The sequence below is a fragment of the Reyranella sp. genome (assembly GCF_965279625.1).
GTDB lineage: Bacteria > Pseudomonadota > Alphaproteobacteria > Reyranellales > Reyranellaceae > Reyranella.
In genome coordinates this window covers 1,097,731-1,110,686 of sequence record NZ_OZ257251.1, presented here as the reverse complement: position 1 = coordinate 1,110,686, position 12,956 = coordinate 1,097,731, and the positions used below count along the sequence as shown (strand labels likewise).

At 67.0% G+C, this 12,956-nt stretch carries 12 protein-coding genes; 8 read left to right on the top strand and 4 right to left on the bottom strand.

What is annotated here, in order from left to right:
* Positions 1-80: 80 nt before the first annotated feature.
* Positions 81-1,571 (bottom strand): FAD-dependent tricarballylate dehydrogenase TcuA, encoded by a 1,491-nt coding sequence (tcuA, locus tag ACQY78_RS05340; RefSeq protein WP_428683466.1) that lies wholly within the window; start codon positions 1,569-1,571, stop codon positions 81-83.
* Between the two features lie 193 nt (positions 1,572-1,764).
* On the opposite strand from tcuA, the gene ACQY78_RS05335 reads away from it, so the two are divergent.
* Positions 1,765-2,412 (top strand): hypothetical protein, encoded by a 648-nt coding sequence (locus ACQY78_RS05335; protein ID WP_428683464.1) that lies wholly within the window; start codon positions 1,765-1,767, stop codon positions 2,410-2,412.
* 15 nt (positions 2,413-2,427) lie between these two features.
* Entirely contained in the window at positions 2,428-3,618 is a 1,191-nt protein-coding gene (locus tag ACQY78_RS05330) for a CaiB/BaiF CoA transferase family protein (protein WP_428683462.1), read from the top strand.
* A gap of 30 nt (positions 3,619-3,648) precedes the next feature.
* On the opposite strand, the gene ACQY78_RS05325 is transcribed toward ACQY78_RS05330, so the two are convergent.
* Positions 3,649-4,521: a LysR substrate-binding domain-containing protein gene (locus ACQY78_RS05325; RefSeq protein WP_428683460.1), complete on the bottom strand. Its 873-nt coding sequence runs from the start codon at positions 4,519-4,521 to the stop codon at positions 3,649-3,651.
* Between the two features lie 98 nt (positions 4,522-4,619).
* Here ACQY78_RS05325 and ACQY78_RS05320 point away from each other — a divergent pair, with 98 nt between their 5' ends.
* Both ACQY78_RS05320 and recA read left to right on the top strand, forming a co-directional pair.
* Entirely contained in the window at positions 4,620-5,588 is a 969-nt protein-coding gene (locus ACQY78_RS05320) for a sodium-dependent bicarbonate transport family permease (protein WP_428683458.1), read from the top strand.
* A 216-nt stretch (positions 5,589-5,804) separates the two neighbouring features.
* Complete coding sequence (recA, locus tag ACQY78_RS05315; RefSeq protein WP_428683456.1) at positions 5,805-6,872, top strand: recombinase RecA; 1,068 nt, start codon at positions 5,805-5,807, stop codon at positions 6,870-6,872.
* Between the two features lie 203 nt (positions 6,873-7,075).
* Here recA and ACQY78_RS05310 read toward each other — a convergent pair whose 3' ends face one another.
* Complete coding sequence (locus ACQY78_RS05310) at positions 7,076-7,771, bottom strand: YkgJ family cysteine cluster protein (protein ID WP_428683454.1); 696 nt, start codon at positions 7,769-7,771, stop codon at positions 7,076-7,078.
* Positions 7,772-7,827: 56 nt separating this feature from the next.
* Here ACQY78_RS05310 and alaS point away from each other — a divergent pair, with 56 nt between their 5' ends.
* The 3 genes from alaS to ACQY78_RS05295 are packed head-to-tail and all read left to right on the top strand — an operon-like array spanning position 7,828 to position 11,130.
* The gene (gene alaS, locus ACQY78_RS05305; protein ID WP_428683452.1) at positions 7,828-10,497 is read left to right on the top strand and encodes an alanine--tRNA ligase; all 2,670 of its coding nucleotides are present in this window, start codon (positions 7,828-7,830) and stop codon (positions 10,495-10,497) included.
* The gene (locus ACQY78_RS05300) at positions 10,494-10,838 is read left to right on the top strand and encodes a hypothetical protein (RefSeq protein WP_425065186.1); all 345 of its coding nucleotides are present in this window, start codon (positions 10,494-10,496) and stop codon (positions 10,836-10,838) included. Before alaS ends, ACQY78_RS05300 begins: the two co-directional genes overlap by 4 nt.
* Position 10,839: 1 nt before the next feature.
* Positions 10,840-11,130: a hypothetical protein gene (locus ACQY78_RS05295; protein WP_428683450.1), complete on the top strand. Its 291-nt coding sequence runs from the start codon at positions 10,840-10,842 to the stop codon at positions 11,128-11,130.
* Here the strand turns inward: ACQY78_RS05295 and ACQY78_RS05290 are convergent.
* Complete coding sequence (locus ACQY78_RS05290; protein ID WP_428683448.1) at positions 11,123-12,427, bottom strand: hypothetical protein; 1,305 nt, start codon at positions 12,425-12,427, stop codon at positions 11,123-11,125. The two genes, ACQY78_RS05295 and ACQY78_RS05290, sit on opposite strands and share 8 nt — an antisense overlap.
* 73 nt (positions 12,428-12,500) lie before the next feature.
* Here ACQY78_RS05290 and ACQY78_RS05285 point away from each other — a divergent pair, with 73 nt between their 5' ends.
* A complete protein-coding gene (locus ACQY78_RS05285) occupies positions 12,501-12,938 on the top strand; it encodes a hypothetical protein (protein ID WP_428683446.1) in 438 nt (145 codons plus the stop codon).
* Positions 12,939-12,956: the final 18 nt, after the last annotated feature.

Sequence of the window (12,956 nt, the reverse complement as noted above, 5' to 3'; positions counted from 1 at the left end):
GGCGCGCGCGGTTCATCCGCGTCGCGCAACCTCAATTTGCCCGGACCTTGAAGCCAATTCCGGCGAGCGGCAAGCGGGGCTCAGTTCTTTCCCGCGACGTACTTGCCGGCGCCGTCGCCCGCGAGCTTGCCCAGCACCGCGCCGGAGACCAGACCCGTGCCGCCGGGATAGTTATGATAGAACAACCCGCCCACGAGCTCGCCCGCGGCGAACAGGCCCGGGATCGCGTGGCCGTCGGTGTTCTCGACCTCGCCCTCGTTGCTGATCTTCAGACCGCCGAAGGTAAAGGTGAGACCGCAGGTCACGGCATAGGCCTCGAACGGTCCCTGGTCGATCGTGTTGGCCCAGTTGGTCTTCGGAACGGCGAGGCCCCGCGTGCCGCGGCCATCCTTGATCGCCGGGTTGAACGGCACCTCGGTCATCACCGCGGCATTCCATTCCTTGATGGTCTTCAGGAACTGCTGCTCGTCGACGCCCTCGAGCTTCTTCGCCAGCTCCTCGATCGTGTCGGCGCGCACCTTGGTCATGCGCTTGATGCGGTATTCGTCGCGCAGCTTGTCGAGCACCTTCGAGTCGAAGATCTGCCAGGCAAACTGCTGCGGCTGCGCCAGGATCACCGCGCCGTACTTGGCGTAGGTGTAATTGCGGAAATCCGCGCCCTCGTCGACGAAGCGCAGGCCGTTGGCGTTCACCATGATGCCGAGCGGGTAGGAGTGCTTCTGGAAATTGTCGCCGACATCGAGGTCGCCGAATTCCGGCGCGTTCATGTCCCAGCCGACGGCGTGGCCGCCCGACCAGTTGCCGTGCGGCTTGGCACCGATCGCCAGCGCCATGTTGATGCCGGCGCCGGTGTTGAAGCGGGTGCCGCGCACCTTGGCGAGATCCCAGGTCGGTCCGAGATAGCGGGTGCGCATCTCGGTGTTGCTCTCGAAGCCGCCGCAGGCCAGCACGACGGCCTTGGCGCCGATCCTGACCTTGCGGCCCTTGTGGCGGGCGATGACGCCGCGCACGACGCCGTCTTCCTCGATCAGCGACACCGCCGCCGTCTCGTAATGAATGGGGATGCCGGCCTTGACGGCGGCCTTGTGCTCGAGATCGACGAGGCCCGGTCCGCCGCCCCAGGCCTCGACCGCGAGGCCGCCCCAGAACTTGTACTTGCCGTTCACCTTGAAGGCCTGGCGACCGTAGGAGGGCTGGAATCGCACGCCCTTGGAGCGCATCCACTTCATCGTCTCGAAGGAGCGGCCGATCAGGATGTCGGTCAGTTCGGGGTCGCAGCGGTAGTTGGTCACCCGGCCCATGTCGTCGAGATACTGGTCTGCGGTATAGCTGCCGAAATCGACGTCGTGCTTCTCGTCCTCGGTGAGGTCGTAGAGCTGCACCAGATCGTCGACGCCGTGGAAGACCACGCGCATCGCGCCGGCCGTATAGGTGCTGTTGCCGCCGCGCTCGGCCTCGGGAGCCGCCTCCAGCATGGCCACCGACGCGCCCGTCTCACGCGCCGCCAGAGCCGCACACGCCGCGGCATTGCCCGCACCCACAACCAGTACATCGACCTGAAAATCGTCCACGCCTCGCTCCTCACCTGACCTGGACCTCATCCTGAGGAGCGGCCCGGAAGGGCCGCGTCTCGAAGGGTGGGCAACGAGCGAAGGGCTCGTTCCCATGCCTCGAAACGCTGGCTGCGCTCGCTCCTCAGCAGGAGGTCATTGGCGTTCGTATAGCGCGTTTTACCTGCGCCCGAACTGCTCTAGAATAGACCCGATGGGTGATCGTTTCGACCGTCTTGCAGTCCGGCATGCAAATGTCGAGGTGCTGCTACGCCGCCCGGGCATCGGGCACAATAACGGGCCGACCTTCGACATGTCGTGGGAAGCCTGGGTGTGGCGCCGCGCCGCCGCCAAGGCCTGGAAGACGCCCAAACCCGAAGTGGCGATGATGCGGCTGAAGCGGGCCGAGCGGCTCGGAATCACCTATCGTGAACTCACCTCTGTGATCATGGATTCGGGCGCCCATCTCAGCGCCGCCGTGATGCCGCTGTCGCTGGCTGCACGTGTCCGCCGCGGTCCGAACCGCGAAATTATTGTCGAGCCGCGCAATTCCGTCGCCTCCCTGGTGGCGAAGTTCCGCGGCCGTCTCTTCATCCTGGGCGACATCGACGCCGTGCCGGGTCTTTCCGAGGAGGAGCGCGCCGGCTTCCTGGCGATCCTCAACCGCGCCTTCGACGGCAAGGTCGAGGCGGTCGGCTGGGGCCATGACGGGCCGGCCATCCGCGCGATGCTCAAGGCCAACGCGCTGCCGCACCAGGAGGCGTTCATGGTCGGTGCTAGCATGGGCCATCGGGTCCTCGCCGAGGCGGCCGGTCTGCCGCTCACCAAGGATATCGACACGTGGCTCGCCCCGACGGGGTGAGGTATCTGAGGGGGCATGACCTCATCGTTTGAACCGCCCCTCAAGGGCGTCCGCGTCGTCGAACTCACCCACACGATCCTGGGGCCGTCCTGCGGCATGATCCTGGCCGACCTGGGCGCCGAGGTGATCAAGGTCGAGCCGGTCGATGGTGACCGCACGCGCAAGCTGCGCGGCTTCGGTGCGGGCTTCTTCGGCTACTTCAATCGCAACAAGAAGAGCCTGGCGCTCGACGCCGATTCGCCCGAGGGTCGCAAGGTGCTGGTGAAGCTCCTCGAAAAGGCCGACGTGCTGATCGAGAACTTCGCGCCGGGCTCGATGGCCAAGCGCAAGCTCGGGCCGGCGGATCTCGAGAAGATCAACCCGCGTCTCGTCTATTGCGCACTGAAGGGCTTCCTGCCTGGGCCCTACGAGAAGCGGCCGGCGCTCGACGAGGTCGTGCAGATGATGGGCGGGCTCGCCTACATGACCGGCCCCAGCGGGCGACCGCTGCGTGCCGGCACCTCGGTGATCGACATCGTCGGCGGCATGTTCGGCGCTTTCGGGACGGTGCTGGCGCTGAAGCAGCGCGACCGGACGGGGAAGGGCGGGCTGGTCGAGAGCGCGCTCTTCGAATCGGTCGTCTTTCTGATGGGCCAACATCTCGCGATCACGGCGATCAACGGCGCTGCACCGCCGCCGATGCCCGAGCGGGTGAGCTCCTGGGCGGTCTACGAGATCTTCAACACGGCCGACGATCTGCAGGTCTTCGTCGGCATCACCAGCGACGGCCAGTGGAAGCGCTTCTGCGAATTCTTCAAGCAGCCCGAGTTGGCTGCCGACCCGAAGCTCGCCACCAACAACCTGCGCATCGAGGCGCGGCCATGGCTGGTGCCGAAGGTCGCCGAGGTGTTCAAGGCCTACACCAAGGAGGCGCTCGAGCAGATGTGCCTCGAGGCGGACATCTCCTTCGCGCCGGTCGCGCGGCCGCAGGACCTGTTCGAACATCCGCACCTGCTGGCGAACGGCTCGCTGGCGCCGACCACTCTGTCCGGCGGCGTGCAGACGCGGCTGCCGCTGCTGCCTTTCCAGATGATGGGCTGGCGGCCGCCGCTCGTCTCCAATCCGCCGGAGATCGGCCAGCACAATGACGAGGTGCTGGCGGAGATCGGCTATGACGCAGCGGGCATCGACGGGCTGAAGACGGCCGGGCTGCTCGGACCCAAATAGCGCAACGAGGCGCCCTTGAAGAAGACTCCGTCAGAGTCTTCCGACGTCTTCCAGTGATCGAACGATGTGGTCGTGCAGCCTGCGGGCCGGTGCGCCCAGGCCGCGCGCGGCGAGGAGGGCGATCTCGGTGTCGTGCAGGTCCGGCAGCATCGAGCGCCTTTCCACCACGGTGAGTCCGGCCGGCACCATGTCCTTCGGCAGTACGGTGACGCCGAGGCCGGCCTTCACGGCGGCGTGCTGGCCGGCAAGCGAGGCACAGCTGTAGGCAACCCGCCAGCGGCGATGCACGCGGTTCAGGCTATCCGTGGCGCGCTTGCGGTAGACACAAGGGGGCGGCGAGACGACGAGGGGCAGGGGACCCTCCTCGGGCAGCACCCGTTGATCGGCGGCGACCCACACCAGCGGCTCGCGCCATACGCGGACGCCCCGGTTGGACCGTTCGGGCTCGCGCTTGACCAGCACGAGGTCGAACGCGCCCTCACGGAAACGCTCGACCAGGGTGAGCGTGAGGTCGCACGTCACTTCGAGCTGCACGGCGGGATAGGCCTGTGCGAACCGCGCCAGGACCTGCGGCAGGTAGCTGGTCGCAAAATCCTCCGGCGTGCCCAGGCGCACGATCCCGGCCAGCGCGGGCTGCGCGAGGCTGGCGACCAGCCGATCGTTCAATTCAAGCATTTGCCGGGCATGCGGCAGGAGGGCGTCACCCTCGGCAGTGAGGCGGACGTGGCGCGTCGCGCGGTCGAGCAGGCGTTTGCCGAGCCCGTCCTCGAGGCGCTTGATCTGCAGGCTGAGCGTCGACTGGCGGCGCAGCAGCGTTTCGGCGGCGCGCGTGAAGCTGCCGAGGTCGGCAACCGTCACGAACGCCCGGAGGAGATCGACGTCCAGGTTGTGCAGCCGGGTCATGATTTATCAATTTTCCTCAATAATATGCCGCCAACTATCAATTTCCCGGTGGAGACGCCACCGCCTAATGGAGGGCACCGAAAACGCCGAGGCCCCCCATGTCCTTCTTCGATCTCGCCGGCCAGAACATCCTGTCGCCGATGGTGCTGTTCTTCGTGCTCGGCGCCGCCCTCAGCCTTGCCCGCTCCGATCTCTCCATTCCAGGCTCGGTGGCGAAGCTGCTGTCGCTCTATCTGATGATGTCGATCGGCTTCCGCGGCGGCGTCGAGGTCGCCCATCATGGGCTGTCCGCCACCCTCGCGACCGCCCTGGCGGCGGGCGTGATGCTGTCCTTCGCCATCCCGTTCGTGGCCTTCGCATTGCTGCGCGCGGCCACACGGCTCTCGGTCCCCGATGCGGCATCTGTGGCGGCCCATTACGGCTCGATCTCCGCCGTCACACTGGTCGCGGTTACGAGCGCCCTCGGGCAACTCGGCATTCCGTTCGAGGGCTATATGATCGCGGTTGCCGCGGCGATGGAGACGCCGGCGATCCTGAGCGCACTCCTCCTCGCGCGGGGCGGGCAGGCGCAGGGGCGGGGGATCGAGTTGGTGCGCGAAATCCTGCTGAACGGCGCGGTCGTCATGCTGCTCGGCTCGTTCCTGATCGGCGTCATCACCGGCGATCGGGGGCAGGTGCTGCTGAAGCCCTTCCTCGTCGATGCCTTTCCAGGTTTCCTCTGCCTGTTCCTGCTCGACATGGGACTCGTGGCCGGCCGGGGGCTGCGCGACGAGCGGCGGCTGCTGTCGGTGCGCCTCGCGGTGTTCGCGATCGTCATGCCCCTGATCGGCGGCACGTGTGCAGCACTTCTTGCGCCTTGGATCGGATTGTCCACCGGAGGGATGGCCGTCTTCATCACGCTCGCGGCCTCGGCCTCGTACATCGCGGTCCCGGCGGCGATGCGGCTCGCCCTGCCTCAGGCGAACGCGGCGATCCCGCTCACGCTCTCGCTGGGCGTGACCTTCCCGTTCAACCTGTTGTTCGGCATCCCCCTGTACATCTCGGTAGCGCGCGCGATAGGCGGATGACCCGATGGAGGGCGGCCTCAAGGCAAATTATCCACAGGTCACGCACAGGAACGTATCTAGAACTTGTGTCAAGAACATTAGCTCTTTCAGTGACTTATTTGTTCCGTTGCGGTGTGGAACAAAATGGGTACAGTGGCGCCACTGGATGACCAGACCCTTTGCGGACTTATCCGCATTGCCGCTCCTGACAGGGGCATGGGAAGAAGGAGAGAGCCAATGTCGGCGATGCTCAAGGTGGTCGAAAAAGAAGGCATGGAAAGCAAGAACAAGGCGCTGGACGCCGCTCTCGCCCAGATCGAGCGCGCCTTCGGCAAGGGTTCCATCATGAAGCTGGGCCAGCGCGAGGCGCTGGAGATCGAGGCGATCTCGACCGGCTCGCTGGGCCTCGATATCGCGCTGGGAATCGGCGGCCTGCCCAAGGGCCGTATCGTCGAAATCTACGGACCGGAAAGCTCGGGCAAGACGACGCTCGCGCTGCACGTGATTGCCGAGTCGCAGAAGAAGGGCGGTTCCTGCGCCTTCGTCGACGCCGAGCATGCACTCGATCCGGGCTATGCCAAGAAGCTGGGTGTCGACATCGGCAACCTGCTGATCTCGCAGCCCGACGCCGGCGAGCAGGCGCTCGAGATTGCCGACACGCTGGTGCGCTCCGGTGCCATCGACGTTCTGGTGATCGACTCGGTCGCTGCCCTCGTGCCGCGCGCCGAACTCGAAGGTGAGATGGGTGACTCCTTGCCGGGCCTGCATGCCCGCCTGATGAGCCAGGCGCTGCGCAAGCTCACCGCCTCGATCTCCAAGTCCAACACGCTGGTGATCTTCATCAATCAGATCCGCATGAAGATCGGCGTCATGTTCGGCAGCCCCGAGACGACGACGGGCGGCAATGCGTTGAAGTTCTACGCCTCGGTCCGCCTCGACATCCGCCGCATCGGTGCGCTCAAGGACAAGGACGAGGTCGTCGGCAATGCCACGCGCGTCAAGGTCGTGAAGAACAAGGTGGCGCCGCCGTTCAAGGTCGTCGAATTCGACATCATGTACGGCGAGGGCGTGTCCAAGAATGGCGAGCTGATCGATCTCGGCGAGAAGGCCGGCGTCGTCGAGAAATCGGGCTCCTGGTACTCCTATGATGGCACCCGCATCGGCCAGGGCCGCGAGAACGCCAAGAATTACCTCCGGGAGCACCCCGAGGTCGCCAATGCGATCGAGAACAAGGTGCGTGCCAACGCCGGCATCCTCGCCAACGCCCTGATGGAGGGCGGCAAGGAAGACGACGACGAGGAATAGCGGACCCTGATCCCCTGTCTCCGGGTCCCTAAGGGCGGTACCGCACCCCACGCGCGGTACCGCCCATTTTCTTATGCGCAAGGCGCATAAGAAAATGGGCGGGGCGCGCGGCAGCGCCTGCAAGCGGCTTGGCTACAAGCCGCGAGGCGCGAGGCGCGAGAGCCCGCACGGCGCAGAACAGACACGAGTGCGCCGCGCTCCCCTCAAGCCTTACGCGACATCCCCTTCAGAAATCGCTGGATCCACTCCGGTCCCGTGCGCCGCGCCCCAATCTTGGGGCGGCTCTTCGCCCAATCCATCAGCAGCGCCAGCGGAAACCAGTCCTCGCGCTCGTCCTGCAGGCCACGCGCCGCCAGCGAGACCTTGGGCACAGGCACCGGCGTCACCCCTTCCTGCTCGGGCCCGGCACAGAGTTCCGCGGGCGAGGTGACGAGATATTCCCGGCAGACAAGCGGCCGGTCGGGATGGATGGAGCAGCTCTCCTCCTCGAGGAAGGGGCAGGGAATGCCCACCGCGAAGTAGGCCTTCGACAGTTCCCGGTCGGGACGGCCCTTGCGCTCCTTGAGGTCGGCGGCGGCAAGGGCGGCTTCGGCGGCGGCGAACCGGCCTTCCAGCGCGGCGCGCCGTTCCGCGGGCAGGGCCGCGACCGTCGACAGCAGGCGTTCAGCTTCCGTGCGCGAGACCGGCACCAGCTGGCGGCAACAGGCGCCGCAGCCCTTGCGGCAGGAAATCGCCTTGCCGGCCTCGGCGGCCGCGACCACGGCGTTCACCAGCCCCTGCAGGGCCGGCACGACGTCAGCCGCCGGCACGGGGCTGGTCGGTACGGTGATCGGATGGACGATCCGGAGGTCGCCCACGGAGAGGCGAAGAGTGGCGGTAGAATGGGCCTCGGCGGCCATTTCCCCTGGGTTCCCTGTTCTGGACTTGGCGGGTGGGCGCACGCTACAAGGCCGGCATGCAAAGCGTCAGCGAAATCCGTCGTACCTTCCTAGAGTACTTCCGCAAGAACGGCCACGAAGTCGTTGAGTCGAGCCCCCTGGTGCCGCGCAACGACCCGACGCTGATGTTCACGAACGCCGGCATGGTCCAGTTCAAGAACGTCTTCACCGGCCTGGAGACGCGCTCCTATTCGCGCGCTTCGACCTCGCAGAAGTGCGTCCGCGCCGGCGGCAAGCACAACGACCTCGAGAACGTGGGCTACACAGCCCGCCATCACACCTTCTTCGAGATGCTGGGCAACTTCTCGTTCGGCGACTATTTCAAGGAACACGCGATCGAGCTGGCCTGGAACCTTCTGACGAAGGACTACGGCCTGCCCAAGGACAAGCTGCTGGTCACGGTGTTCCACACCGACGACGAAGCGGCGGGCCACTGGAAGAAGATCGCGGGCCTGTCCGACGACAAGATCATCCGCATCCCGACCTCGGACAATTTCTGGGCGATGGGCGACACCGGCCCCTGCGGCCCGTGCTCGGAGATCTTCTACGACCATGGCGAGGGCATCCCCGGCGGTCCGCCGGGCAGCCCGGACCAAGACGGCGACCGCTTCATCGAGATCTGGAACCTGGTCTTCATGCAGTTCGAGCAGGTGACCAAGGAAGAGCGCGTCGCGCTGCCCAAGCCGTCGATCGACACCGGCATGGGCCTCGAGCGTCTCGCGGCCGTCCTGCAGCACAAGCACAACAACTACGACATCGACCTGTTCCGCGCGCTGATCGAGGCGGTGGCGCACGAGACCGGCGTCGATCCCGACGGCAAGCAGAGCGCCTCGCACAAGGTCATCGCCGATCACCTGCGCGCGACGTCGTTCCTGATCGCCGACGGCGTGCTGCCGTCGAATGAAGGCCGCGGCTACGTGCTGCGCCGTATCATGCGCCGCGCGATGCGCCACGCCCACATCCTGGGCGCGCAGGACCCCGTGGTCTTCAAGCTGGTGCCGACGCTGGTACGCGAGATGGGCGACGCCTATCCCGAGCTGTCGCGCGCCCAGCCGCTGATCACCGAGACGCTGAAGCTCGAGGAGACTCGCTTCAAGAAGACGCTGGGCACCGGCCTCAAGCTGCTGGAGGACGAGACGCGCGAGCTGACCGCCGGCGGCACGCTGAAGGGCGAGGTCGCGTTCAAGCTCTACGACACGTTCGGCTTCCCGCTCGACCTCACGCAGGACGTGCTGCGCGCGCGCGACATCAAGGTCGACACGGACGGCTTCGAGAAGTCGATGGACGAGCAGCGCGCCAAGGCGCGGGCCGCCTGGGCGGGCTCCGGCGAGACCGCGGACCAGGCGATCTGGTTCGACGTGCGCCAGAAAGCCGGCGCCACCGAGTTCCTGGGCTACGACACCGAGCGCGCCGAGGGCCAGATCAAGGCGATCCTTCTCGACGGCAAGGAAGTCCAGTCCCTGAAGGCCGGCCAGACCGGCTGGATCGTGACCAACCAAACGCCGTTTTATGCGGAGTCGGGCGGCCAGCAGGGCGATGCGGGACGTCTGGCGAGCGGGGCCAACGAAGCGTCGGTCGCCGACGTCCAGAAGATGGTGGGCGACCTCCACGCCCATCACACCACGGTCGAGAAGGGCGAACTCAAGGTCGGCGACGATCTGGTCATGACGATCGACCCGGTCCGCCGCGCCCAGCTGCGGGCGCATCATTCGGCCACCCATCTGCTGCACGAGGCGCTGCGCCGCCATCTCGGCAAGCACGTCACGCAGAAGGGCTCGCTGGTGGCGCCAGACCGGCTGCGCTTCGACATCAGCCACACCAAGGCGATCTCCGCCGAGGAGCTGCGCCACGTCGAGGACGAGGTGAACGACCGCATCCGCCACAATTCGGCGGTCGAGACGCGCCTCATGACCCCGGATGAGGCGATTGCCGCGGGCGCCATGGCGCTGTTCGGCGAGAAGTACGGCGACGAGGTCCGCGTCCTCACGATGGGCGGCGATGCCGACGTCCCCGGTGGCGAAAAATACTCGGTCGAGCTGTGCGGCGGCACGCATGCAAGGCGGACCGGCGATATCGGCCTGTTCAAGATCGTGGGCGAGGGCGCGGTCGCGGCCGGTGTCCGCCGCATCGAGGCGCTGGCCGGCAATGCGGCCGAGGCGCATGTCCGCCATCAGGCCGACCTGCTGGCCCAGGCCGCGGCGACCTTGAAGGTGCGGCCCGAGGACCTGCCGGCGCGCCTGGCGGCGCTGGTCGAGGGACAGAAGAGGATCGAGCGCGAACTGTCGGATGCGCGCAGGGCGCTGGCATTGGCTGGCGGTGGCTCGGGCGGCGGTTCCGCGGCCGACGAGGTGCGCGATGTCGGCGGGATCAAGCTGATCGGCCGGGTGCTGAATGGCGTGCCGGGCAAGGACCTCAAGGGCATGGCCGACGAGTTCAAGAAGAAGCTGGGCTCGGGGGTCGTGGCGCTGATCGGTGTCGAGGATGGCAAGGCTTCGGCCGTCGTCGGCGTCACCGAGGATCTCGCCAAGACCCACAGTGCGGTCGAACTCGTGAAGGCGGGCGTGGCGGCGCTGGGCGGCAAGGGCGGCGGCGGCCGGCCCGACATGGCGCAGGGCGGCGGTCCCAACGGGGCCAAGGCGTCCGACGCGCTGAAGGCCATCGAGGCGGCCCTGGCCGGAACCCCATGAAGCTCGCAATCGCCCTCGTACTGGCTGCGGCGGCGATGTCGGCTTGCGCGCCCAGGGACTTCAGCAAGGAAGGCGCCGACGCCGAGCAGTTCACGAAGGACCAGTCGCAGTGCCGGACCCAGGTGCGTGCGATGACGCAACAGGAGCGCAACATCGACGATCAGCGCCGCGCCGTCTTCTCGGGCGAGCGCGAACGCTTCGGTCAGCAGGAGCTGTACTCCGACATGGCCAACCAGGGGTACAAGTACAACTTCGATCGCCTGATGGCGCGCTGCATGGAAGCCCGCGGCTGGGCACCCAAGCAGAACGGGCCGATTCCCATGCCCAAGCTTTCCTGGTGAGATGAGCGCCCTCGACGTTTTTCTGCTTTACCTGGCCTGCGGCGCGGCGAGCTTCCCCCTCACGATCATGCTCGTGCGCGGCGCCGTTTCGGTGGCGGCACCGTCGCGCGCCACGCCTGATTTCCACCGGCGGCTCGATAGCGCCATGGGCTGGTCGATCACCACCTGGATCCTGGGCGTGTTCGCCTTCTACGTGATCGCCTTGATGATCGAGCGGCAGAAGCCGTGCGATGAACAGCGGACCAACCAGCTCACCTACGAGTGCAAGAAGGCGCTGGGCGCGATCAAGTAGCGCGCCGGCGGATCGGCACCGCCGTCCACAGCGCCCGGGCGGAGAACTCCACGATCGCGCCGGACAGTACCAGGATGAACGCATTCACCGGCACGGCATACAGGTGGCTGGGCAAGGCCAGGATCGCCTGCGCGAGGAAGAGGCCGAGGAAGGCCAGCGACACCGACTCGATCTCCAGGCCCTGCGGAAAGCCGACGCGCCGCCACGCCCCGAACCAGGTCGCCGCCAGCAGATGCGCGAGACCGATGAGGAGGACGAGTCCGAAGGGCGGTCCCGGCTGCAGCGTCGGCACGACCAGCAGGCGCACCGCCTTCTCCCAGTAGATGCGGGCCACCTCGACCGGATCCTCGGCGATGCGCGCGAGATAGAGCTTCCACATCATGCGGAAGTACTCGGGCGAGCAGAAGACGATGCCGGCCTTGTTGGCGAGGTCCTCGCCGTAGTCGTCGTCGTAGCGGATGCCCCACTTGTTCTCGACGAAGCCCAGGCCGAGATAGAGCGTGTGCGACAGGCCATGCGTCTGAAGCCGTTCGGCGGGCGCCATGGGAAGCGCGGCGTCGCGCGCCATCGTCGCCCATTTCGGTGCGAGCAGGGCGCCGGCCGCGAGCACGAGGATCAGCGCCAGGCGGGGCAGGGCCCGCGACGTGCGCGGCGCGCGAAGCGCCGTCGCGCACACCGCGCCCAATGTGAGCGCGAAGCCCATCAGGCCGATCGATTCGCGAACCAGGGTCACCAGCGCCAGCGCGATGATCCCACCCCCGATCCACGCGGCGCTGCTGCGGGTGGCGATCGCCAGCGGCAGGATTCCGGCCAGGCTCACCATGCCGATGAAGGCCCAGTGCGGCGAGGTGCCCATCCATCCCAGGAACTCGGCCGGTCCCAGGGCGAGCAGAAAGATCGAAGTGATCCAAGCCCGCAGGGAGAACAGCAGGGCGGCGAGCGCCACGAGCCCGGCCAGGTTGAGGAGCGTATTCAGCCGCGCCACGTCGACCAGACTGGCACGCTCGCCGGTGAGGGCGGCCCAGGCGCTGAGCAGCAGGGCATGGCCGGGATCGTCGGCGATGGCCCGCTCGGAGATCGGGATCAGGCGGTCGTTCTCGCACACCGCCAGCCACGCGCCGCGCGACACGGTGCATTCGCTACTGTCGAGCCAGACGTTCGTGGCCCGCCAGTCGGACGGCATGATGTCGGTGAGATAGCCGTAGCGCCGGACATCCTCGAAGGTCCGCTGGAACGGGCCCATCACCAGTCCCGCCACGCAAACTGCGAAGGCGAGCCACCTCAACGCCGATGCCATCCGGTCTCCCGTTCTTCAGCGAACCGAGTTCGCCCGCCGCGAACATCCCCGAGCCGCGCGTGAATGCCAAGCCATGTCGCGCTACTATCGCCACATGACACTCAAACCGCTTCTGGCGGTCCTCGCCGTTCTGACGCTGCTGCCCGGCTGCGAGACGCGGGCGGAACGCGAGGCCGCGTTCGACGGTCAGCTCCGCGCCATGGCCGGAGCGCCAGAGGCCGGGCTGCTGAACAGCATGGGCCGTATTCCCGACAACAGCTACCAACTCGAGGACGGCAGCAAGATCCTGCAATGGCGATGGGACACGTCGTACATCGATCCCGGCATGCCGCCGATGTACCAGCGCTTCGGCGGCTGGGGATGGGGCTGGGGCGGTGGCCTGTGGATGCCCATGGGCGGCTTCCCGCCGACCCTGGTGCGCCAGGGCTGCATCGTCGAGTGGACGATGGTCTCGGGCTCGGCGCAGGGTTACCGCTGGCAGGGGGCGGGCTGCCAGAAGGTCACGCCATAAAAAATGCCGGCCAGTCGC

Coding starts and splice junctions, on each gene's coding strand:
- ACQY78_RS05335 (WP_428683464.1), top strand. CDS start 1,765: ATGGGTGATCGTTTCGACCGTCTTGCAGTCCGGCATGCAAATGTCGAG.
- ACQY78_RS05330 (WP_428683462.1), top strand. CDS start 2,428: ATGACCTCATCGTTTGAACCGCCCCTCAAGGGCGTCCGCGTCGTCGAA.
- ACQY78_RS05325 (WP_428683460.1), bottom strand. CDS start 4,521: ATGACCCGGCTGCACAACCTGGACGTCGATCTCCTCCGGGCGTTCGTG.
- ACQY78_RS05320 (WP_428683458.1), top strand. CDS start 4,620: ATGTCCTTCTTCGATCTCGCCGGCCAGAACATCCTGTCGCCGATGGTG.
- recA (WP_428683456.1), top strand. CDS start 5,805: ATGTCGGCGATGCTCAAGGTGGTCGAAAAAGAAGGCATGGAAAGCAAG.
- ACQY78_RS05310 (WP_428683454.1), bottom strand. CDS start 7,771: ATGGCCGCCGAGGCCCATTCTACCGCCACTCTTCGCCTCTCCGTGGGC.
- alaS (WP_428683452.1), top strand. CDS start 7,828: ATGCAAAGCGTCAGCGAAATCCGTCGTACCTTCCTAGAGTACTTCCGC.
- ACQY78_RS05300 (WP_425065186.1), top strand. CDS start 10,494: ATGAAGCTCGCAATCGCCCTCGTACTGGCTGCGGCGGCGATGTCGGCT.
- ACQY78_RS05295 (WP_428683450.1), top strand. CDS start 10,840: ATGAGCGCCCTCGACGTTTTTCTGCTTTACCTGGCCTGCGGCGCGGCG.
- ACQY78_RS05290 (WP_428683448.1), bottom strand. CDS start 12,427: ATGGCATCGGCGTTGAGGTGGCTCGCCTTCGCAGTTTGCGTGGCGGGA.
- ACQY78_RS05285 (WP_428683446.1), top strand. CDS start 12,501: ATGTCGCGCTACTATCGCCACATGACACTCAAACCGCTTCTGGCGGTC.